We start from the raw sequence: 18,353 nt of genomic DNA, 5'->3' as shown, positions 1-18,353 counted from the left end.
GTCAGGCCCGCTTCTCCACATTGGCGCTGCGGGCGGGCACGCCGAACTCCTTGCGGCAGACCTCGGCCAGCACCGCGACGCCCTCGCGGATTTGCTGATGCGAAGGGCTGCCGAAACACAGCCGCAGCCGCGAGCCCGAATGGCTCTTGTTGGTCGACCACTCCGGGCCCGGATTGATCGCGACACCCGCCGCGAGTGCGGCCTGATAGAGCTTGAGCGTATCGACCTGGTCGGGCAGCTTCACCCACAGGAAAATGCCGCCCTTGGGCGCCTCGAATTCGGCTGAGGTCCCGAACTGCTCGTTGAGGGCCTCCATCAGCGTGTCGAGCTTGGCGCGCAGTGCCTTGGTCAGAACAGGCACATGGCTTGCGAAATGCGGCTGGCAATAGGTGGCGAGCACCATCTGCTCCAGCGCGCCGGAGCCGGCATCGGTCTTCAGCGCCAGCATCCGCGACATCACATCCCAGGGCGCGACGATAAAGCCGACGCGCAGCGCTGGCGCGATCGATTTTGAGAACGAGCCGACATGGATCACCCCGCCATTCTGGCTCATCGCGTAGATCGCGGGCGGCCGCTGTCCGGACCAGACCAGGTCGGCGTAGCAATCGTCCTCGAAGACGGGCACGCCATATTCGGCCGACAGGCGCAGCAGTTCGGCGCGGCGCGTCTCCGGCATGATGCTGCCGGTCGGGTTCTGCACGGTCGGGATGGTGTAAATGTATTTTGGACGGATGCCGCGGCTTTTCAGATCGGCAAGTGTCGAGGCCAGCGCGTCCATCCGGATGCCGCCGTCGTCGAGGGGAATGCCGACGGTGTTGACGCCGAGCCGCGTCAGCCGCTGCAGCGCGCCCTGATACGTCTCCTGCTCGACGATCACGGTGTCGCCGCGTGCAAGCAGCGTGTTGTTGACGAGGTCGAGCGCCTGCAACGAGCCGGAAACGATCATGAGATCGTCGACCGTGCAGTCGATGCCCGCGTCGCGCTTCAGTTTTGTCACCAGGAATTCGCGCAGCGGCACGTACCCTTGCGGGCCGTGCGCCAGCCCGTAAGTGGAGAGCGAGCGGCCCTCGCGCTGCAGGGCCTGAGTGGCGGCCTCGATCAGCTCGTTGAGCGGCAGCTGCTCGGAATCGTTGTTGCCGCCGACAAAGCTGTATTTGGCAAGGCCCGTCCAGCGCGCAGAAGGGGCCGGCAGCCCTGCGGGAAACAGGGGCGCGAAATCGAAGCTGGACGTCATGGGGCGTTCCTCGTTGTTTTTTTATGGAGCGTCGTTTTTCTGGAGTGTTGTTTTTATTGACCGGCCGGCCTGGTGCCGACCGGGCGCCGCGATTTCGATGATGTCATCATGCCAGTGTTTTGCCCGACGGGTCAAACGAAATTCGTAAAATCCGCATCTCTTCCGTACGGGCCAGCAAGCCTTTGATTTTGCAGGTCGGCTCTACTGTGCATGGGGTTGTTTTCGGGTTTGCGATTTGAGGTCGCGCAGCGCTTGCTCGAAGCTGCGGCTACACTACCTCTTGCCCACCGTTCTGGTCGGACGGCCTTATTTTTTTCCGGCCGTCCTGGTCGGACGGCCCTGGCTGATGAAAGCGTAATGCGCATTGGCGACGCCGCCGACCATCAAGGCCTCGACGACAGGCTCGGCGATCTCGCCGGTGGCGGCCCAGTCGACGATGAAATTGGCGCCTGTTCCGCCGCGCACATCGTCGGTCGGAATGAAGATCGAGATGGTGGCGAGCGGCTTCACGGCGACCGGCGCCTTCAGATAGCTCTCGACCTGCTTGCCCGCGGTGTCGAAATAGGCGATCCGCTTGACCACCAGCGCCTGCGTCTCCGAGGCGTTGTGGACGCTCAATGTCACCGAGAAATCGACCCGCAGCTTGCCCTGGCTCATCGCCACGCTGGAATAGGCCGGCACGTAGAAGCCGCCGGATACGCTCAGCTCCTGCTTTGGCACCGGCGTGAGCGAGCCGGCGAAGGCCTGTTCGATATCGACCTTGCTCTGTGCGAGCGCCGGCATGACCAGGACAAGCGGGCACAGCAGGCTCGCGAGGAGTGGCGCGACGAATCTCATCTGGTACATTGCCCGTTTCACCCTTGGCTCAGTTTGCCCGGCAGCCATGACCCTGACTACCCTATTGCCGGAGATTGCACAGCTCCATTCGGCGCCGGTCTGGTCATGGGAATGTTCGGGGCACCTCCCGCGCGCCCCGGCGGCGCCTATATATCCGCGATACAGGCCTCCAAGCCGGTCCAGACGGCATATGCGGTTGCGTTCGGGGCACTAGCGCACGGATCGGAGTCCAGCTAAGCCTCCGGCTCATAACCAATAGAGACTGGGACATGCCCGATACCGTCCAGGAAGTTTTGCAGGCCTTTGCCAGGGGCGAGCTCGTCGTCGTGACCGACGACGAGGATCGCGAGGGCGAGGGCGATCTGATCGTCGCCGCCTCATTCTGCACGGCGGAAAAGATGGCCTTCATCATCCGCCATACCTCGGGCATCGTCTGTGCGCCTGTTACCACCGAGGATGCACGCCGGCTACGGCTCGATCCGATGGTCGCCCACAACGATTCCGCGCACACCACCGCGTTTACGGTCTCGATCGACTACAAGCCCGACGGCGGCACCGGCATCTCGGCCGAGGAGCGCGCCTCCTGCTGCCGTGCCCTCTCCAATCCCAATGCCGGCGCCAACGACTTCGCCCGCCCTGGCCACATCTTCCCGCTGATCGCCAAGGATGGCGGCGTGCTGCTGCGCTCCGGCCATACCGAGGCCGCGGTCGATCTCTGCAAGCTCTCAGGGCTCCCGCCGGTCGGCGTCATCAGCGAGCTGATGAACGACGACGGCAGCGTGATGAAGGGCGAGCAGGTCTCGCAATTCGCCGCCAGGCACAAGCTGAAGCACGTCACCATTGCCGACATGATCGCCTACCGGCAGGCGCGGGAAAAGCTGATCGAGCGGGTCTCGACCTTCACGACCGAAAGCCCGATCGGCCCGCTGCAGGGCTACGCCTACCGCTCGCCGTTCGATTCCATCGCCCACGTCGCCTTCGTCTATAATGGCGTCGGCGACGGCAAGAACGTGCTGACGCGCTTCCACAAGCCGAACATCGTTAAGGACACCTTTACCGGCCACAAGCGCATGGCGGCCGTGCTCGAGCACTTCAAGAAGTCCGGCCGCGGCGTGCTGGTTTACTTGCGCGACGGCGCCGCCGGCGTTCCCGTGTCGCCGCTTTCGGACGAGACGGCGACGGAGGCCGACCGCAACCGCCAGTGGCGAGAAGTCGGCGTCGGCGCGCAGATCCTGCGCGATCTCGGCGTCACCTCGATCCGCCATCTCACCTCGTCGGTGCATGACTACAAGGGCCTTTCCGGCTTCGGTATCGAGATCGTCGCCAACGAGCAGCTCGAAAGCTAGCGCTAACGCAATTGCACTTGTTGCCGCGGCGCTTTAGTTTGTCCGGCAATTTTTAAACGGAACCAGACCCGAAAGGACGTTTCATGAGCGTGCGCCCTCAGACCAAGGACAAGCCGGCTGCGGCTTCCTTCCAGTGGGACGATCCGTTCCTGCTCGATGAGCAGCTGACCGAAGACGAGCGCATGGTGCGCGACACCGCGCGCGCCTACGCCCAGGACAAGCTGTTGCCGCGCGTCACCAAGGCCTATCTGGAAGAGAAGACCGACCGCGAGATCTTCAACGAGATGGGCGAGCTCGGCCTGATCGGCATCACGCTGCCGGAGGAATATGGCTGCGCCAACGCGAGCTATGTGGCTTATGGCCTCGTTGCGCGCGAGATCGAGCGGGTCGATTCCGGCTATCGCTCGATGAACTCGGTGCAGTCCTCGCTGGTGATGTATCCGATCTACGCCTATGGCGACGAGAACCAGCGCAAGAAGTACCTGCCGAAGCTCGCCAGCGGCGAGTGGGTCGGCTGCTTCGGCCTCACCGAGCCCGATGCCGGCTCCGACCCGGCCGGGATGAAGACCCGCGCCGAGAAGGTCTCGGACGGCTATCGCCTGACCGGCAGCAAGATGTGGATCTCGAACGCGCCGATCGCCGACGTGTTCGTGATCTGGGCCAAGTCGGCCGAGCATGACAATCAGATCCGCGGCTTCGTGCTCGAGAAGGGCATGAAGGGCCTGTCCGCGCCGAAGATCGGCAGCAAGCTCTCGCTTCGCGCCTCGATCACCGGCGAGGTCGTGATGGACGGCGTCGTGGTCCCCGAAAGCGCGCTGCTGCCCAACGTCTCTGGCCTCAAGGGCCCGTTCGGCTGTCTCAACCGCGCCCGCTACGGCATTTCCTGGGGCGCGATCGGCGCGGCAGAGGACTGCATGCATCGCGCCCGCCAGTACACGCTCGACCGCAAGCAGTTCGGCAAGCCGCTCGCCGCGACCCAGCTGGTGCAGAAGAAGCTCGCCGACATGGAGACCGAGATCGCGCTTGGCCTTCAGGGCTCGCTTCGCGTCGGCCGCCTGATGGACGAGGGCAAGTTCGCGCCCGAGATGATCTCGATCATGAAGCGCAACAATTGCGGCAAGGCGCTCGACATCGCCCGCGTCGCGCGCGACATGCACGGCGGCAACGGCATCTCGGCCGAATTCCACGTGATGCGCCACGTCCACAATCTCGAGACGGTCAACACCTACGAGGGCACCCACGACGTCCACGCCCTGATCCTCGGCCGCGCCATCACCGGCATTCAGGCGTTCTTCTGAGTGACTGACCTCAGCGTGGGTTGCGACTGAACTTTCCAAGTGCGTCATGGCCGGGCTCTGTCCCGGCCATCCACGTCTTGGCCACCAGAAAGAACGTGGATGCCCGGCACAAGGCCGGGCATGACGAAGTCAGCAAGGTATGAGCAAGCCATGTCCGATAATGACGACGTCCCGTTCAACCGCAACTTTCCGCTGAAGGCCGGTGTCGTCGAGGAAGTCCGTCCCGGCGTGCGGCGCGTGCTCTGTCACAATCCGAGCCCGTTCACCTTCACCGGGACCGTCAGCTACATTGTCGGCAAGGGCAACGTCGCGATCATCGATCCCGGCCCTGATAATGAGGCCCATGCGGCCGCGCTGCTCGATGCTGTCAGGGGCGAGACGGTGAGCCACATCTTCGTCACCCACACGCATCGCGACCATTCGCCGAACACGCCGCGGATCAAGCGGGCGACGGGGGCGCCTGTTTATGCCGAGGGCCCGCACCGCGCCTCGCGCCCGCGCTTCGAGAGCGAGAAGCACAATCCGGAATCGGGCTCCGATCGCGACTTCGTGCCCGATATCAGGATCGCCCATGGCGATGTCGTCGAAGGGGACGGCTGGCGGCTCGAGGCCGTGGCGACGCCCGGCCATACTGCCAATCATCTTGCCTTTGCCTGGCCCGAGCGAAAGTTCAACTTCGTCGGCGATCATGTGATGGGCTGGTCGACCTCGATCGTGGCGCCGCCCGACGGCTCGATGATCGACTACATGGATTCGCTCGACCGGCTCGCTGCGCGCGAAGAGGATCTTTATTTCTCCGGCCACGGCCCGGAGATTCCAGACGGCCAGCGCTTCGTGCGGTTCCTGATCCGCCACCGCAAGGCGCGCGAGGCCTCGATCCTGCACCGCCTCGCCAAGGGCGAGGCCGATATCCCGACCATGGTGCGCGCGATCTATATCGGCATCGATCCCAGGCTGACGACGGCCGCCGGCTATTCCGTGCTGGCGCATCTGGAAGACCTGGTTGCACGCGGCGTTGTCGCGACGGACGGTGATCCCGTGATCGGCGGGACGTACCGGATGGCGAGCGCCTAGCTCACCGTCACTTCTTCACCGTCTTCGCCGGTGCTTTGGGCGGCGGTGCTACCGGCGTTTTCTTCGCCGGCTTGAGCGCGTCCGCGTCGGCTGCCGTGTTGAGGTCGTCGATGAATTTGGTCACGCGCGCGGCGTTGCTGCCGAGATCGCTGTCGAAATAGCGCGAGGCGGAGCGGATATCGACGCGGGAATCGTCGCCGTCAGGCACGACCCTGATCGAGATATCCTCGCGAAAGCCCATGATCGGCGTGCGCGCCACGGCCTCGATGCGGCCGATGCGGCGCGGCGGCTGCGGCTCGCGTTCGTCGATGACGGTCCATTTGCGCTTGATCACGAGCTGGCGCGCGATCGCATAGGCGCGGTCGACGGGAATCTCGAGCTCGATCGGTTCGATGTCAGGATAGAGCTGGCGCTGTTGCTCGGCCGAATAGAGACCGGCATACACGGCGGTGTTGGTGCCGTCGCCGGTGCGCAGGCGCGACAGCGAATCGAAGCGCGGCGGGTCGATCGGGTCGGTGGTGATGTCGTAGATATGAGGCAGCCTGCTGTACAGCAGGGCCTGATAGGCGGGATAGGCAAGGATCGCTCCGTCGATCAGGAAGGCGAGCAGGATGCGCGCCATGCCGCGCGAGCCGTTCTGCCAGATCGCGGCAAAGCCGGCGAGGCCGAACAGGATCGAAAGTCCGGCGATCGCGAGCCCGCCGAGGAACGTCGCCATCGCCGGCTTCATTTCCAGGAAGTCGAAGCGCACGATGATGATTGACACCACAACCACCACCACTGCGAACACGGCCAGGTTGCGCGCCCAGCTCGCGAGGCTGGACACGGGCTCCGACTGATAGGGAGCGGAAAACCTGCGGGCCATCGGGTGAGCTCAACGGGGTTTGCGGTGCCGGCCGATCCGGCGCGAGGATTGGGTCGTTGAGATCACGGCCCGGGGGCAAATTCAAGAGAGTCCGGGTTGTGACTGCCCGTCATTCCGGGCGCCTCGAAGAGGCGCGTCTCCGGAATCCTGGCGATTCCGGGGTGGTCCTTCGGACCATCCCGGAATGACATTGCTTGCCGCGTAGTTACGCCGCAGCGTTCGGGAAACGATAGTCCTTGAACTGGTCGCGCAGCGCGGTTTTCAGGATCTTGCCGGTCGCGGTATGCGGGATGCCGTCGACGAAAGCGACGTCGTCGGGCATCCACCATTTGGCGATCTTGCCGTCCATGAATTTCAGGATGTCCTCGCGCGTCGCCTGCTGCCCCTGCTTGAGCTGAACGATCAGGAGAGGCCGCTCGTCCCATTTGGGATGGAAGACGCCGATCACCGCGGCCTCCGCCACGGCGGGGTGGCCGACCGCTAGGTTTTCGAGGTCGATCGAGGAGATCCACTCGCCTCCGGACTTGATGACGTCCTTGGAGCGGTCGGTGATCCGCATGTAGCCGTCCTGGTCGACGGTCGAGACGTCGCCGGTGTCGAAGAAGCCGTCGCTGTCGAGGATGTTGGCATCGAGGCGGAAGTAGCCCTTGGCGACCGCGGGCCCCGAGACCTTGAGACGGCCAAAGGTCTTGCCGTCCCACGGCAGGTCGTTGCCGGCATCGTCGGTGATCTTCATCTCCACGCCGAACGGCGGGTAGCCCTGGGTCTGCAGCACGTCGAGACGTGCATCGCCGGTCGTGCTCTGGAACGGCGGCTTCAGCGCAGCGACGGTGCCGATCGGGCTCATCTCGGTCATGCCCCAGGCGTGACGGACGTTCGAGCCCATGTCGAGGAAGGCCTTGATCATGGAGCGCGGCATCGCCGAGCCGCCGCAGATCACCATCTTCAGGTCCGGGAGCTTCAGATGATTGGCGGTCATGTGCTGGAGCAGCATCAGCCACACCGTCGGCACGCCGGCGGTGTGCGTCACCTTTTCGGTTGAGAGCAGCTCGTAGACCGAGGCGCCGTCGAGCTTGGCCCCGGGCATGACGAGCTTGGTGCCCTGCGAAGGGGCGGAGAAGGCGATGCCCCAGCTGTTGGCATGGAACAACGGAACCACCGGCAGCATTGTCTCCGAGGCGCTGGTGCCGAGCGCGTCGACATTGTTGGCCATCAGAGCGTGCAGCACGTTGGAGCGATGCGAATACAGCACGCCCTTGGGGTCGCCCGTCGTGCCTGACGTGTAGCACATCGCGGCCGCCGTGTTCTCGTCAAAGTCCTTCCATCTGAATTTGCCGTCGGCCTCGGCAATCCAGTCCTCGTAGGCCACGACGTTCTTCAAATTGGTTTCGGGCAGATGCGCCTTGTCGGTGAGGATGATGTACCGTTCGACGCTCGGCAGCTTGTCGGCGAGCTTCTCCAGCACGGGCACGAAGGTCAGGTCGACCATCACGATGCGATCCTGCGCATGGTTGATGATCCAGGCGATCTGCTCGGGGAAAAGCCGGGGATTGACGGTATGGCAGATGGCGCCGATGCCCATGATGCCGTACCAGACTTCGAGATGACGCCAGGTGTTCCAGGCGATCGTGGCGACACGGTCGCCGAGCTTGATGCCGTCGCGCTCCAGCATCTGCGAGACCTTGAGCGAGCGCTTGTGGATTTCGGCATAGGTGGTGCGATGGATCGGACCTTCGATCGATCGCGTCACGACCTCCTGCTTGCCGTGAATCTTGGCAGCGTGTTCGATGATCCGGTGGCAGAGCAGGGGCCAATCTTGCATCAAGCCGAGCATTCAGACGTTCCTCCGAGAAATCGCTGGGCGCGTTATCGCCCTCAGCGCAGGGCCAAAGAATTGTCATGAGTTTTAGCCTGCCGGACTTTCGCCGCAAATGGTCTTGTCGCGGCAATATGTCCGCCGGCGCGGCAATGGTTACCGCTGCGCTGGGGCTGGCGCTTGTGCTCACGGATCGGGCGGACGCGCGAAACTATGCTGCGCCGCTCGATATCTTCGGTCTTGGTACACCACGGCCGCGCGGCAGCGTTCATTCCGCGAGGGTACCGCTACCAAAGCCGCGTCCGGAGGAAGCCCCAAAGGCAACCGATGAGGCCGCGGCGGAGGCCGGCGAAAAGTCTGCCCCGGACAAGCCCAATAAGCCAGCCGAAGCTGCGCCGCCGCCCGAGAAGGAGCTCTCGGCATGCCGACTTGCGCTGACCGAGGAGATTGCGGTCGCGCCGTCCATTCCCGACATCCACGGCCCCGGTGCCTGTGGCGGCGAAGACCTGGTGCGGCTGGAGGCGATCGTCTTGCCTGACAAGCGCAAGGTCGCAGTCAAACCGGCGGCGATCCTTCGATGCACCATGGCATCGGCGATTGCGGATTGGGTGCGCACTGACATGGTGCCGCTGGCCACGGGCCTCGGCTCGACCATCACCGACCTCGACAATTTCGACAGTTTCGAATGCCGCGGCCGCAACCGGATCGTCGGCGCGATGCTGTCAGAACACGGAAAGGCCAACGCGCTCGACGTGCGTTCGTTCAAGCTCGCCAACGGGCAGTCGATCGGCCTGACCGACCGCACTATGTCCCGCGACGTGCGCGAGCGCGTGCTGCAATCGGTCTGTTCGCGATTCTCCACCGTGCTCGGCCCGGGCTCGGACTGGTATCACGAGGACCACATCCACCTCGATCTCGCGCAGCGGCGCAACGACTACCGGATCTGCCAATGGAACGTCTGGGACCCCTTGCCCCAAGTCGCGCCCCTGTTGCCGGCGGAACGCCCCGAGGAGGCGCCGCCGCGCGAGGTCGCGGCCAAGTCTGAGGGGGGCAAGGATGGGGCCGAGGACGAGGCGGCGGAGAGGGCGAATCTAGTTCTGCCTCCTGCTGCCGCACCTGTCAAAAAAATGAAACAGCCCCGGTTCAGAGCTAAATAGCCCGCCATTTTCCGGTGCGGTTGCTCAGCCGGGACCTCTAATGATTGCCATACTCCGATCCACAATTGTCCTCTTGCTCTTGATTCCGACCTTGGCCGTGGTGGGCGCTAGGCTTGCCCGGGCCAATGATTCTTCGGCCTCAATGGCTGCAGGCGGGTTGGAGTTAGTCAGGAATGACCACGTCCGGATGGTGTCCGAGGTCCTGCGCATCTCGCCCCGGTTGGTTGAAGTCGACTATGTCTTCGAAAACACGGGCAAGACGGATGTAACGACGCTGATCGCATTTCCCCTTCCGGAACTCAGCCAAACCGTCTGGTATTTTAGCCCGCTCAACATCCCGTTCGGCAAGGATCCGAATTTCATCGGGTTTCAGGTCTGGGTCGACGGCCACGAGGTCAAGCCTGACATCGAAATCAGGGCATTCGGCAAAACCGAGATCACCGCCGAACTCAAGCGTCTCGGGGTCGATCCTTTCAATCCAGACTTCAGCCGGACGGACAAGGTGGATGCGCTTCGACGATTAGGGGCCATCATTGGCGGCGCTATCGATTCGAAATCCGGGACAGCCGATCCTGTCGCCGACTGGTCCGTGAGGGTCAATTTTCACTGGCCGCAGACATTTCCAGCTGGGAAGCAGATTTCGGTACGCCACCGGTATCGTCCTATTTACGGCAATTTCTACGTCACGGCAGGTCCAAACGATGGGAACAACAGGTTAGCGAGAACCGATCAGAAACTAGGCGGGCAATGGTGCTTCGACCAAGGCTACAACGTTGCTGAAGGCAGACTGCTCGACCGCCAGTATCAGGCCGCTATGACGAAAGGTGGAGTTCTCTCGGGTGATTTCACCACCTGGTACGAGAACGTCCAGTACGTGCTGAAGACCGGCGCGAACTGGCGTGGCCCGATCGGACGCTTCGAGTTGCAGATCGATAAGGGCGGCGCCGAGTTGGTGTCGACCTGTCCGGTCCCGGGCCTGCACTTGCAACGCGCGCCCTATGGCTTCAACGCGGTTGCCAACGATTACACGCCGATCAGCGATCTCGACATTCTGTTCGTCTCCGGCCGCGACCTGGGCAAACCCGATGGATCGGCGGCGAGATAGGCACGGAGCCAAGCCCACCGATCTGCACGGCCGCCGGTGCCTCGCCCGCAACAAAAAAGCGCCGGTGAAACCGGCGCTTTTCAAAAGCTTGATGCAAGTTCCGCTTAGTAAGAACTGGTGTTGCCACCGCCCCCCTGGAGCGCAAGGCGCGAATTGTAGGGCGAGTCGCCGTGCTTCGGCTCGAGCACCACGACGATGGTGCCGATCTTGACACGGCTGTACAGGTCGATTGCGTCCTCGTTGGTCAGGCGGATGCAGCCCGACGAGATCGAGGCGCCGATATATTCCGGTTGGTTGGTGCCGTGAATGCGGAACAGCGTGTCCTTGCCGCCCGAATACAGGTACATCGCGCGCGAGCCCATCGGATTGTCCGGACCCGGGGCGACAAAGGTCGGCACGCCCAGGCGCGAAATCTCGCCCGGGGTCGGGTGCCAGGCCGGCCACTCGGTCATGCTGCCGACCTTGGCGATGCCGGACCAAGCCATGGCCTCTTCGCCGACGGTGATGCCGTAGCGGATCGCCTTGCCGCCATCCATCACGTAGTAGAGGTAGTGGTTGTCGGAATCGACCACGATCGAGCCCGGCGATTCCTTGCGGTGATAGTCGACGATGGCGCGACGGAACGGCTCTGCCACCGGCGTATTCTCGTACCGGATCTTGGCAAGGAGTTCCTTGTCCTTGGGCTTGAAATTCTGGGTGTTGGTGGCTTCGTAATGCGCGCCCTGCATGCAGCCAGACAGCATGAAGCCAGCAGCCAACACGCCCAACATAACTTTCAGCGACGACATGGTTTGGTTCCAATCAAAACAACACCGCGCAGGTCCTTAAGTGTAGCACCCAAGGCCTTCGACTCCGTTGATTTCATTATCGTTGAAATCTGCCACAATTCCAGCTTTTAGGAGCTTATCCCGCTCTGCGAGATCCAACCTGTGGCTTTTTTGCCGCAAGTTTTGCGCGGTTAGGGCAGGGTTTTGGCGCGAAAAGCCCGACTGTCGATTCTTTGCCACAGTTGGGCCACGTCCCCGCCACAAATGCAAACGCTCCGTTAATGTGGTTGTCATCATGAACTTGTCAGAATCGCGCTAAGGGCCAGTCATTCTGTCGCAGGCCTCTCTTCAGTCTCTCTTGGAGTTGTTCATGTTTTCTGTGTTCGTTCCCACCGACTCCTCTCTGAAGAAGGCCGTCGTCGAGGACCTTGGGGCTCTGCCGGAGAATTCGCCGTGGATCGACCTGGTCAACCCGACCGCGGCCGAGGACAAGGCGGTGGAGCGCCTCCTGGGGATCGCGATCCCGACCCGGGAGGATATGCAGGAGATCGAGATCTCCAGCCGCCTCTATATCGAGAACAGTGCGCGCTACATGACCGCGACGCTGATGTGCCACTCCGATACCGACATGCCCCGGACCACGGCGGTGACCTTCATCCTCGGCGACCATCGCCTGGTCACGGTCCGCTATGACCAGCCCAAGCCGTTCGCCCTGGTTGAGGCCAAGCTCGCCCGGTCCTGCACCCCCGCGATCACAGGCGAGATGGTGCTGATGGAGCTCCTGGACGCCGTGATCGACCGCTGCGCCGACATTCTGGAACGCTGCGGCATGGAGATCGACCAGGTCAGCCACGACATCTTCGAGCCCGAGAGCGAGCGCCACGGCCACGCCAAGCAATACTCGCAGATCCTGATCTCGATCGGCCGCAAGGGCGATCTGACCTCCAAGGTTCGCGAGAGCCTGGTGTCGATCGGCCGCGTCGTCACCTTCCTTTCGGCGGTGGTGGAGGGCGTAAAATGGTCGAAGGACATGCGCGAGCAGCTCAAGACCATGCAGCGCGACGTCGCCTCACTGACCGACCACGCCTCCTATCTTTCCAGCAAGATCACCTTCGTGCTCGACGCCATGCTCGGCGTCGTCAACCTCGAGCAGAACAACATCATCAAGCTGTTTTCGGTCATGGCCGTTGTCCTGATGCCGCCGACGCTGATCGCCTCGATCTACGGCATGAACTTCAAGGCAATGCCGGAGCTCGAATGGGAGCACGGCTATCCCTTTGCCATCGTGTTGATGGTGATCGCCGCGATCGTTCCTTACTGGCTCTTCAAGTTGAAGAAATGGCTCTGATCCGGCACGCGCTTTTCGAAATAGTGACCGAGACCTTACGCCGGTCGCCGAGACATGGCTGATGGTGTCGCAGAATAGAGCGCCATTGCGGCCGCGCCGTGATGTGTGTGCCGCGCCCCAATTCCTCCGGTAAAATTTGAGCAGTGGGCTGAACGTTTGTGCGAAACTTGTCTGCGATAAGCAGCGGGTTAGCCGCGAGGAAAAACCATGGTTGAGAAACACATAACGACGCCCCGCAACGTCATCGATCTGACGACCTATCGTCAGGTGGTGGCGAGCGGCAAGGCGCCGTCGTTGTCGGCGCGCATGTGCCGGCACTGTGGTGCTCCGCTGCTCGATGGCGAGAACGACGACGATTGCTCGACTGCATTCAGTGCAACCGCACCAAATGCTGCAACGTTGAGGCTGCGCGAACGGTCGCGTCGCATTCGCCTGGACTGAGGAGCGGAAGGAAGGGCGGGCGATCCAGTCCTGCGGCGGCGTTGTCTGGATCGCCTTGCTTCCCGCCTTCCGCGGCAAATCCCCTAGCGCTTCACGATCTCAGCCGTCGAGACGATGGTCTCGGCGATCGCGTAGTCGTGGTGGAACGAGACGAGATGGTTCTCGACATCGCGCAGCATAGCCTCGACATTCTCGCCCAACGCCTCGCGCGAGGACGATGAATAGGTGAGTGTGCGTTCCGCCAACTCCCACAGGCCGACCAGATGGTTGGTCTCGACTGTGACGAGTTCGGTGGGGTGGAACGAGCTGCCGCGAAAGAACGCGGGAAGGTCGCGATGGGTACGCGTTCCTTTGCCGGCTTCCTCCCAGAGTTTGGCCGGTGACCAGCGGCGGCGAATCTCGTTGTAGCCATCAAGCCACGGGTTACGGCCGTCGGTGGCGGAGAACGAAGCGCAGATCAGGATCGCGCCGTCGCAGGCGACCAGCTCCTCGAGCCGTGCGAGCACTGCATCACGATCCATCCAATGCAGCGCTCGTCCGATCGTGACGATGTCGAAACTGCCGATATCGAGGGGAAGCGTCTCCGCCTTGCCTTCGATCAGCGTGACATGCCGCCCTGCGCGCGCGGTGGCAAGTCGGGCAGCGTCGAGCATCGCAGGCTCCGGATCAACAGCGACGACGCGGCCGACATAAGGACCGAAGCCCAACGCCAGCAGGCCGGGTCCGGTGCCAAGATCGATCAGGCTGCTCTCTCTGGTGGGGCTGAGCTTGTGTGCGACGGTGCGAAAAAATTCGCGCGGGTAAGGTGGCCGCAGGTGCTCGTACATTGACGCCGTGCTTGCAAACCGGCCCATGCATCACCTGGCCTAGACGTGCTGGCCGCCGTTGATGTGGATCTCGGCGCCGTTCACGTAGGAACTGGTGTCCGTGCACAGCACGTAGATGATCTTGGCGACTTCGTCCGGCGTGCCCAGGCGGTGCATCGGAATCTGCTGCTCGACGATCTTCTCGGTGCCCGGCGACAGGATCGAGGTGTCGATCTCACCAGGTGCGATCGCGTTGACGCGGACGCCGACGCGGCCGAAGTCGGAGGCCATCTCGCGCGTCAGGGATGCAAGCGCAGCTTTCGAAGTGGCGTAGGCCGCGCCCGCAAAGGGATGCACGCGCGAGCCCGCGATCGAGGTCACGTTCACGACCGAGCCCTTGGCCGCCTTCAATTCCTCGATCAAGCCGCGCGCGATCATGATCGGCGCGAAGAAGTTGACGTGAAAGACGTGCGTCCAGGTGTCGAGGTCGGTGTCAACAGAGCCGAGCCGCGAGCCGCCCGGACCCTTCGGCGAGATCGCGGCGTTGTTGACCAGCGCATGCAGCAGGCCGCCTTCGAGCCGGTTGCGAATGTCGGAGATCGCGCGCGCGGTGTCCTGGGGATTGCCGAGGTCGACCTGGATGTGGTCCTCGGGGCCTGCGTCCCACGGGCAGTCCTCCGGGAAGGCATGCCGCGAGCAGGTGATGACACGCCAGCCCGCCGACGAGAAGCGGATCACGGTGGCGTGGCCGATGCCGCGGCTTGCTCCGGTCAGGAGCAGCGTGCGGCGCGGCGCATTGGACGAATGCGGCATGGACATCTTTCAGGTCGGCCCAAAAGCTTCAGGGATACATGCGCGTCTTGGACCACGGCTGGCCGGCCGCGTCACGACGAAATTCGATGCGATCGTGCAGGCGGAACGGGCGGTCGTGCCAGAACTCGATCCGCGAGGGTGTGATGCGCCAGCCGCTCCAGCCCGGCGGCCGCGGCACATCGCCGATGACGTGCCTGGCCGCGACTTTCGCGATGGCCTGCTCGAAGGCGAAGCGGCTCTCCAGCTCCTGCGACTGCTTGCTGGCCCAGGCGCCGATCTGCGCCTGCTTCGGGCGTGTCGCGAAATAGGCGTCGGCCTCGGCATCGGTCACCGGCGTCACGTTGCCGCGGATGCGCACCTGACGGCGAAGCGACTTCCAGTGAAATAGTAACGCTGCCTTAGGATTTGCGGCGAGTTCGCGGCCCTTTTGGCTTGCGATGTGGCTGTAGAAGACAAAACCCTCGGTATCGAAGCCTTTCATCAGCACCATGCGCACATCGGGCAGGCCGTCCGGATCGACGGTTGCGAGCGCCATGGCGTTCGGATCGTTCGGCTCGCTCTTGATCGCCTCGTTCAACCAGGCCTCGAACAGCGCGAACGGCTCATCGGCGGCGGTAAAATCACCGGATGTTAAGGGTGTCTGGTGTTTTATCGAGGTCGTGTCGGTCATGTCTGGAGTCCGAATTGCGTCCCGCGGCCCAAAGCGCGCTGTTGTCTGCTCTCGCCCTATATAGGGCATGGGGACGCGTTGGCCTATCGGCGATGCGGCCATCAAGCCTCGTCATGACGATGATTCTAATCGGACTCGGCGCCGGTGGCTGCAGCCTGTCCCGCACTGACACCAACGCCTACGCCAAGAGTGAAGACAGCGACCTCACGGGTTCGATCGCGCGGCCGGCGAAGGACGCCGCACCGACCGAGACCGATCTCGCCTTTGCCCGTAACGCCGCCTCCGACGTGCTGAGCATGGGCGACAAGGATGCCAGCCAGCACTGGGAGAATCCGGAAACCGGCGCGCGCGGCTCGGTGACGCCGATCGCGCAATCCTACGCCGCCGAGGATGGCCGCAAGTGCCGCGACTTCCTGGCAAGCTACGTCAACGGCACCACCGAAAGCTGGCTCCAGGGTGCCGGCTGCCAAAGCAGCCGTGGCCGTTGGGAGATTCATACGCTAAAGCCGTGGCGGAGCTAGGATTCGGAGCGCGTGCCTAGTTGCAAAAATACCACTCCACCCCCACATGAGCCGGCGGGTAGGGCGGGGAGCCCTTTGAACAATTGGATTTCTTGAAGGAGACGTGACGGATGCGCGACCCCTATGAGGTCTTGGGGGTGCCGCGGAGCGCGAACGCTGCCGCGATCAAGAGCGCCTATCGCAAGCTGGCCAAGAAGCATCATCCTGACAGCAACAAGGATGATCCCAAGGCCGCGGAGCGCTTCTCCGAGATCAATTCGGCCAACGAGATCATCGGCGACGAGGACAAGCGCAAGCAGTTCGATCGCGGCGAGATCGACGCCGAGGGCAAGCCGCGCTTCCAGGGCTTTCCGGGTGGCGGCGGGCCGCGCGGTCGCGCGGGCGCAGGTCCCGGCGGCTTCGAGTACTCGTTCCGTGGCGGCGGCGCTGGCCCCGGCCAGGGGGCGGGCGCCTTCGAGGATATTCTCAACAGCATGTTCGGCGGTGGGATGCGCGGTGCGCGGCCCGGAGCCGGCGGCGGTCCCCAGTTTGAATTTGACACCGGCGGGATCGGGCTCGATCTCGACGTCAATGTCGCCATGTCCGTCTCGCTGGAAGAGTCCATCAAGGGCGCCGAGAAGCGCGTCCGGTTGCCGAACGGCAAGGAACTCAACGTCAAGATTCCCGCGGGCGTCATTGAAGGTCAGCAGATCCGTCTGCGCGGACAGGGCGAAACCGCGCAGGGCCATCCGCCCGGCGACCTCCTGATCACCATCAGCATCGCGCCCCATCCGTTCTTCAAGATCGATGGCGCGGACCTTCGGATCGATCTCCCGATCACGCTTTACGAGGCGGTGCTCGGTGGCAAGATTCGCGTGCCGACGCTCGGCAATGCCGTGGAGCTGTCGGTCCCGAAGAACACGTCCAGCGGGCGAACGTTCCGCCTCAAGGGCAAGGGCTTGCCGAAATCCGGCGGCACCGGGGATCTCTTCGTCACCATCAGGATTATGCTACCGGACGGGAACGACGCCGAGCTTGAAGCATTGATGCAGAAGTGGCGGGACCAGCACCCCTACAATCCGCGTAGCGGGCTTGGCTAACGCATGATCCGGAAAAGTGCGCAGCGGTTTTCTGGAAAGGTCATGGCCAACAATAAGCTAAAGCGTGGCATGTCGCGCTTTAGGGCGAGATCCAGCCTGAAGGGGTTCTCCTAAAGGCTTAGCGCATCTCCGGACGGATGATGCTCGTCATACACGCGAAGCGTGGTAGCGCTTCGATGCTCGACGTGTCGGCTGTCCGGCGGGGCAGCCGATAAAAAGGTGCGGCCTCGAGAGGGGGACCAGCGCGGTACCAAAAACCCCAATCGAGGCCGCCCGCGTCGATCGGCGGATCGAACGCCACTCATAATCGCGTGAACACCCGGTGCGATAATGAGACGCGCCCATGTCTTGATTCCAAATTTTCAATGACGGAATCGAGGCACGGCGTTTGCGCGGTTGTTCAGCCGCCGCTTTTCTCGGCCTGGTCGTACACGGCCTGGGCCACCCTGGTCAGCCGATCGCGGTCGGCGCCGCCGCTGACGACGTAACCGACGCCGCGCTCGGCCCAGAACAGCGCCCCGTCCTTGTCCGTCCTGGCGTAGCGCATCTGGGTCGCGCCGGTCTCCGTCTTGGCGGTGTAGATCGTATAGCGCTCGCCCGAGGCGCCCTCATACATCAGGAACGATGCCGGCCCGTTCGGCCCCGGCAGCAGCCGGCCGCCGACGAGCTTGAGCCCGCTCGCCTCGAGATTGGGCGCGAACACGGTCCAGCCGCAGCGCCGGGTCAGCCAGGCCTGGAGGTGATCGCGCTCGTTGCCGCCGACCTCGACGGGGTGGCGGACCTCGACGACATAGAGGCGGTGGGCATCGAGCGCGTCCGCCGTAAACGCCTGGAAGGTGGAAGGCGCGTTGGCGGCACCATGGGCGATCCAGCCGGCCGTGCCGCCGGCGACGAAGGCAACCAGCGTGGCCGCAATCGCGCCATAGAGCCATTGCCGCGGACGGCGCTCCAGCCGCTCCAGCTCCAGCCGGGCCGGCACCGGCTCCTGGGCGACCGCGTCGTAGCGGGCGTGCAGCATTTCGGCCATCGCGCGCCAGGACTGCACGCGCTCGGCATCCTCAGGATGGGCGGTCAGCCAGGCCTCGACGTCGGCGCGGCGCTCGGGCGGCAATTCGCCATCGACAAAGGCGTGCAGCTCGTCTTCGGTCACGGGAATATTGCGGTCGTTCATATCGG

18 protein-coding genes are annotated in these 18,353 nt (G+C 63.4%); 9 read left to right on the top strand and 9 right to left on the bottom strand.

Features of this window, described 5'->3' with window-relative positions; genetic code table 11:
• Position 1: 1 nt before the first annotated feature.
• Together M2427_RS18155 and M2427_RS18150 are read right to left on the bottom strand one after the other, a co-directional pair.
• Positions 2–1,234, bottom strand: a complete 1,233-nt coding sequence (locus M2427_RS18155) for a PLP-dependent aminotransferase family protein (protein ID WP_280707872.1) — start codon at positions 1,232–1,234, stop codon at positions 2–4.
• Positions 1,235–1,540: 306 nt separating this feature from the next.
• Positions 1,541–2,071 (bottom strand): DUF3124 domain-containing protein, encoded by a 531-nt coding sequence (locus tag M2427_RS18150; RefSeq protein ID WP_280708044.1) that lies wholly within the window; start codon positions 2,069–2,071, stop codon positions 1,541–1,543.
• Positions 2,072–2,340: 269 nt separating this feature from the next.
• On the opposite strand from M2427_RS18150, the gene ribB reads away from it, so the two are divergent.
• From ribB to M2427_RS18135, 3 genes are all read left to right on the top strand, one after another.
• Positions 2,341–3,417, top strand: coding sequence for a 3,4-dihydroxy-2-butanone-4-phosphate synthase (ribB, locus tag M2427_RS18145; protein ID WP_280707871.1), 1,077 nt, complete (start codon positions 2,341–2,343; stop codon positions 3,415–3,417).
• 83 nt (positions 3,418–3,500) lie between these two features.
• Positions 3,501–4,715, top strand: coding sequence for an acyl-CoA dehydrogenase (locus M2427_RS18140; protein ID WP_254129562.1), 1,215 nt, complete (start codon positions 3,501–3,503; stop codon positions 4,713–4,715).
• 150 nt (positions 4,716–4,865) lie between these two features.
• The gene (locus M2427_RS18135) at positions 4,866–5,789 is read left to right on the top strand and encodes an MBL fold metallo-hydrolase (RefSeq protein WP_280707870.1); all 924 of its coding nucleotides are present in this window, start codon (positions 4,866–4,868) and stop codon (positions 5,787–5,789) included.
• Between the two features lie 7 nt (positions 5,790–5,796).
• Here M2427_RS18135 and M2427_RS18130 read toward each other — a convergent pair whose 3' ends face one another.
• Together M2427_RS18130 and M2427_RS18125 are read right to left on the bottom strand one after the other, a co-directional pair.
• Positions 5,797–6,654: a DUF1499 domain-containing protein gene (locus M2427_RS18130; RefSeq protein WP_280707869.1), complete on the bottom strand. Its 858-nt coding sequence runs from the start codon at positions 6,652–6,654 to the stop codon at positions 5,797–5,799.
• Between the two features lie 205 nt (positions 6,655–6,859).
• Positions 6,860–8,488 (bottom strand): fatty-acid--CoA ligase, encoded by a 1,629-nt coding sequence (locus M2427_RS18125; RefSeq protein WP_280707868.1) that lies wholly within the window; start codon positions 8,486–8,488, stop codon positions 6,860–6,862.
• Positions 8,489–8,553: 65 nt separating this feature from the next.
• Here M2427_RS18125 and M2427_RS18120 point away from each other — a divergent pair, with 65 nt between their 5' ends.
• Both M2427_RS18120 and M2427_RS18115 read left to right on the top strand, forming a co-directional pair.
• Positions 8,554–9,627, top strand: coding sequence for an extensin family protein (locus tag M2427_RS18120; RefSeq protein WP_280707867.1), 1,074 nt, complete (start codon positions 8,554–8,556; stop codon positions 9,625–9,627).
• A 40-nt stretch (positions 9,628–9,667) separates the two neighbouring features.
• On the top strand, positions 9,668–10,732 hold the full coding sequence (locus M2427_RS18115; RefSeq protein WP_280707866.1) for a DUF4424 family protein: 1,065 nt from the start codon (positions 9,668–9,670) through the stop codon (positions 10,730–10,732).
• A 104-nt stretch (positions 10,733–10,836) separates the two neighbouring features.
• Here the strand turns inward: M2427_RS18115 and M2427_RS18110 are convergent, their stop codons facing one another.
• Positions 10,837–11,520 carry a L,D-transpeptidase gene (locus M2427_RS18110; protein ID WP_280707865.1) on the bottom strand — a complete coding sequence of 228 codons (684 nt, stop codon included), beginning with the start codon at positions 11,518–11,520 and terminating at the stop codon, positions 10,837–10,839.
• Positions 11,521–11,869: 349 nt separating this feature from the next.
• On the opposite strand from M2427_RS18110, the gene M2427_RS18105 reads away from it, so the two are divergent.
• Positions 11,870–12,847, top strand: a complete 978-nt coding sequence (locus tag M2427_RS18105) for a magnesium transporter CorA family protein (RefSeq protein ID WP_280707864.1) — start codon at positions 11,870–11,872, stop codon at positions 12,845–12,847.
• A gap of 207 nt (positions 12,848–13,054) precedes the next feature.
• The gene (locus M2427_RS18100) at positions 13,055–13,288 is read left to right on the top strand and encodes a hypothetical protein (protein ID WP_280707863.1); all 234 of its coding nucleotides are present in this window, start codon (positions 13,055–13,057) and stop codon (positions 13,286–13,288) included.
• 83 nt (positions 13,289–13,371) lie between these two features.
• Here M2427_RS18100 and M2427_RS18095 read toward each other — a convergent pair whose 3' ends face one another.
• The 3 genes from M2427_RS18095 to pdxH are packed head-to-tail and all read right to left on the bottom strand — an operon-like array spanning position 13,372 to position 15,577.
• Positions 13,372–14,115, bottom strand: a complete 744-nt coding sequence (locus M2427_RS18095) for a class I SAM-dependent methyltransferase (protein ID WP_280707862.1) — start codon at positions 14,113–14,115, stop codon at positions 13,372–13,374.
• Between the two features lie 39 nt (positions 14,116–14,154).
• A complete protein-coding gene (locus M2427_RS18090; protein ID WP_280707860.1) occupies positions 14,155–14,907 on the bottom strand; it encodes an SDR family oxidoreductase in 753 nt (250 codons plus the stop codon).
• 28 nt (positions 14,908–14,935) lie between these two features.
• A complete protein-coding gene (gene pdxH / locus M2427_RS18085; RefSeq protein ID WP_280707859.1) occupies positions 14,936–15,577 on the bottom strand; it encodes a pyridoxamine 5'-phosphate oxidase in 642 nt (213 codons plus the stop codon).
• Positions 15,578–15,690: 113 nt separating this feature from the next.
• On the opposite strand from pdxH, the gene M2427_RS18080 reads away from it, so the two are divergent.
• Both M2427_RS18080 and M2427_RS18075 read left to right on the top strand, forming a co-directional pair.
• On the top strand, positions 15,691–16,098 hold the full coding sequence (locus tag M2427_RS18080) for an RT0821/Lpp0805 family surface protein (RefSeq protein WP_348521934.1): 408 nt from the start codon (positions 15,691–15,693) through the stop codon (positions 16,096–16,098).
• A 110-nt stretch (positions 16,099–16,208) separates the two neighbouring features.
• Positions 16,209–17,177, top strand: a complete 969-nt coding sequence (locus M2427_RS18075) for a J domain-containing protein (protein ID WP_280707856.1) — start codon at positions 16,209–16,211, stop codon at positions 17,175–17,177.
• A gap of 400 nt (positions 17,178–17,577) precedes the next feature.
• Here M2427_RS18075 and M2427_RS18070 read toward each other — a convergent pair whose 3' ends face one another.
• Positions 17,578–18,348, bottom strand: coding sequence for an anti-sigma factor (locus M2427_RS18070; protein ID WP_280707855.1), 771 nt, complete (start codon positions 18,346–18,348; stop codon positions 17,578–17,580).
• Positions 18,349–18,353: the final 5 nt, after the last annotated feature.

Source organism: Bradyrhizobium sp. BR13661, from assembly GCF_029892425.1.
Classification (GTDB): Bacteria; Pseudomonadota; Alphaproteobacteria; order Rhizobiales; family Xanthobacteraceae; genus Bradyrhizobium.
Note: the sequence above shows the minus strand (reverse complement) of the source record. Positions and strands in the feature narration are given on the sequence as shown.

Excerpts from the sequence above, each read along its gene's own strand:
- M2427_RS18095 (WP_280707862.1), bottom strand. The coding sequence starts at position 14,115 with ATGTACGAGCACCTGCGGCCACCTTACCCGCGCGAATTTTTTCGCACC.
- M2427_RS18110 (WP_280707865.1), bottom strand. The coding sequence starts at position 11,520 with ATGTCGTCGCTGAAAGTTATGTTGGGCGTGTTGGCTGCTGGCTTCATG.
- pdxH (WP_280707859.1), bottom strand. The coding sequence starts at position 15,577 with ATGACCGACACGACCTCGATAAAACACCAGACACCCTTAACATCCGGT.
- M2427_RS18130 (WP_280707869.1), bottom strand. The coding sequence starts at position 6,654 with ATGGCCCGCAGGTTTTCCGCTCCCTATCAGTCGGAGCCCGTGTCCAGC.
- M2427_RS18150 (WP_280708044.1), bottom strand. The coding sequence starts at position 2,071 with ATGAGATTCGTCGCGCCACTCCTCGCGAGCCTGCTGTGCCCGCTTGTC.
- M2427_RS18105 (WP_280707864.1), top strand. The coding sequence starts at position 11,870 with ATGTTTTCTGTGTTCGTTCCCACCGACTCCTCTCTGAAGAAGGCCGTC.
- M2427_RS18100 (WP_280707863.1), top strand. The coding sequence starts at position 13,055 with ATGGTTGAGAAACACATAACGACGCCCCGCAACGTCATCGATCTGACG.
- M2427_RS18075 (WP_280707856.1), top strand. The coding sequence starts at position 16,209 with ATGCGCGACCCCTATGAGGTCTTGGGGGTGCCGCGGAGCGCGAACGCT.
- M2427_RS18155 (WP_280707872.1), bottom strand. The coding sequence starts at position 1,234 with ATGACGTCCAGCTTCGATTTCGCGCCCCTGTTTCCCGCAGGGCTGCCG.
- M2427_RS18135 (WP_280707870.1), top strand. The coding sequence starts at position 4,866 with ATGTCCGATAATGACGACGTCCCGTTCAACCGCAACTTTCCGCTGAAG.
- M2427_RS18125 (WP_280707868.1), bottom strand. The coding sequence starts at position 8,488 with ATGCTCGGCTTGATGCAAGATTGGCCCCTGCTCTGCCACCGGATCATC.
- ribB (WP_280707871.1), top strand. The coding sequence starts at position 2,341 with ATGCCCGATACCGTCCAGGAAGTTTTGCAGGCCTTTGCCAGGGGCGAG.
- M2427_RS18080 (WP_348521934.1), top strand. The coding sequence starts at position 15,691 with ATGACGATGATTCTAATCGGACTCGGCGCCGGTGGCTGCAGCCTGTCC.
- M2427_RS18070 (WP_280707855.1), bottom strand. The coding sequence starts at position 18,348 with ATGAACGACCGCAATATTCCCGTGACCGAAGACGAGCTGCACGCCTTT.
- M2427_RS18140 (WP_254129562.1), top strand. The coding sequence starts at position 3,501 with ATGAGCGTGCGCCCTCAGACCAAGGACAAGCCGGCTGCGGCTTCCTTC.
- M2427_RS18090 (WP_280707860.1), bottom strand. The coding sequence starts at position 14,907 with ATGCCGCATTCGTCCAATGCGCCGCGCCGCACGCTGCTCCTGACCGGA.
- M2427_RS18115 (WP_280707866.1), top strand. The coding sequence starts at position 9,668 with ATGATTGCCATACTCCGATCCACAATTGTCCTCTTGCTCTTGATTCCG.
- M2427_RS18120 (WP_280707867.1), top strand. The coding sequence starts at position 8,554 with ATGAGTTTTAGCCTGCCGGACTTTCGCCGCAAATGGTCTTGTCGCGGC.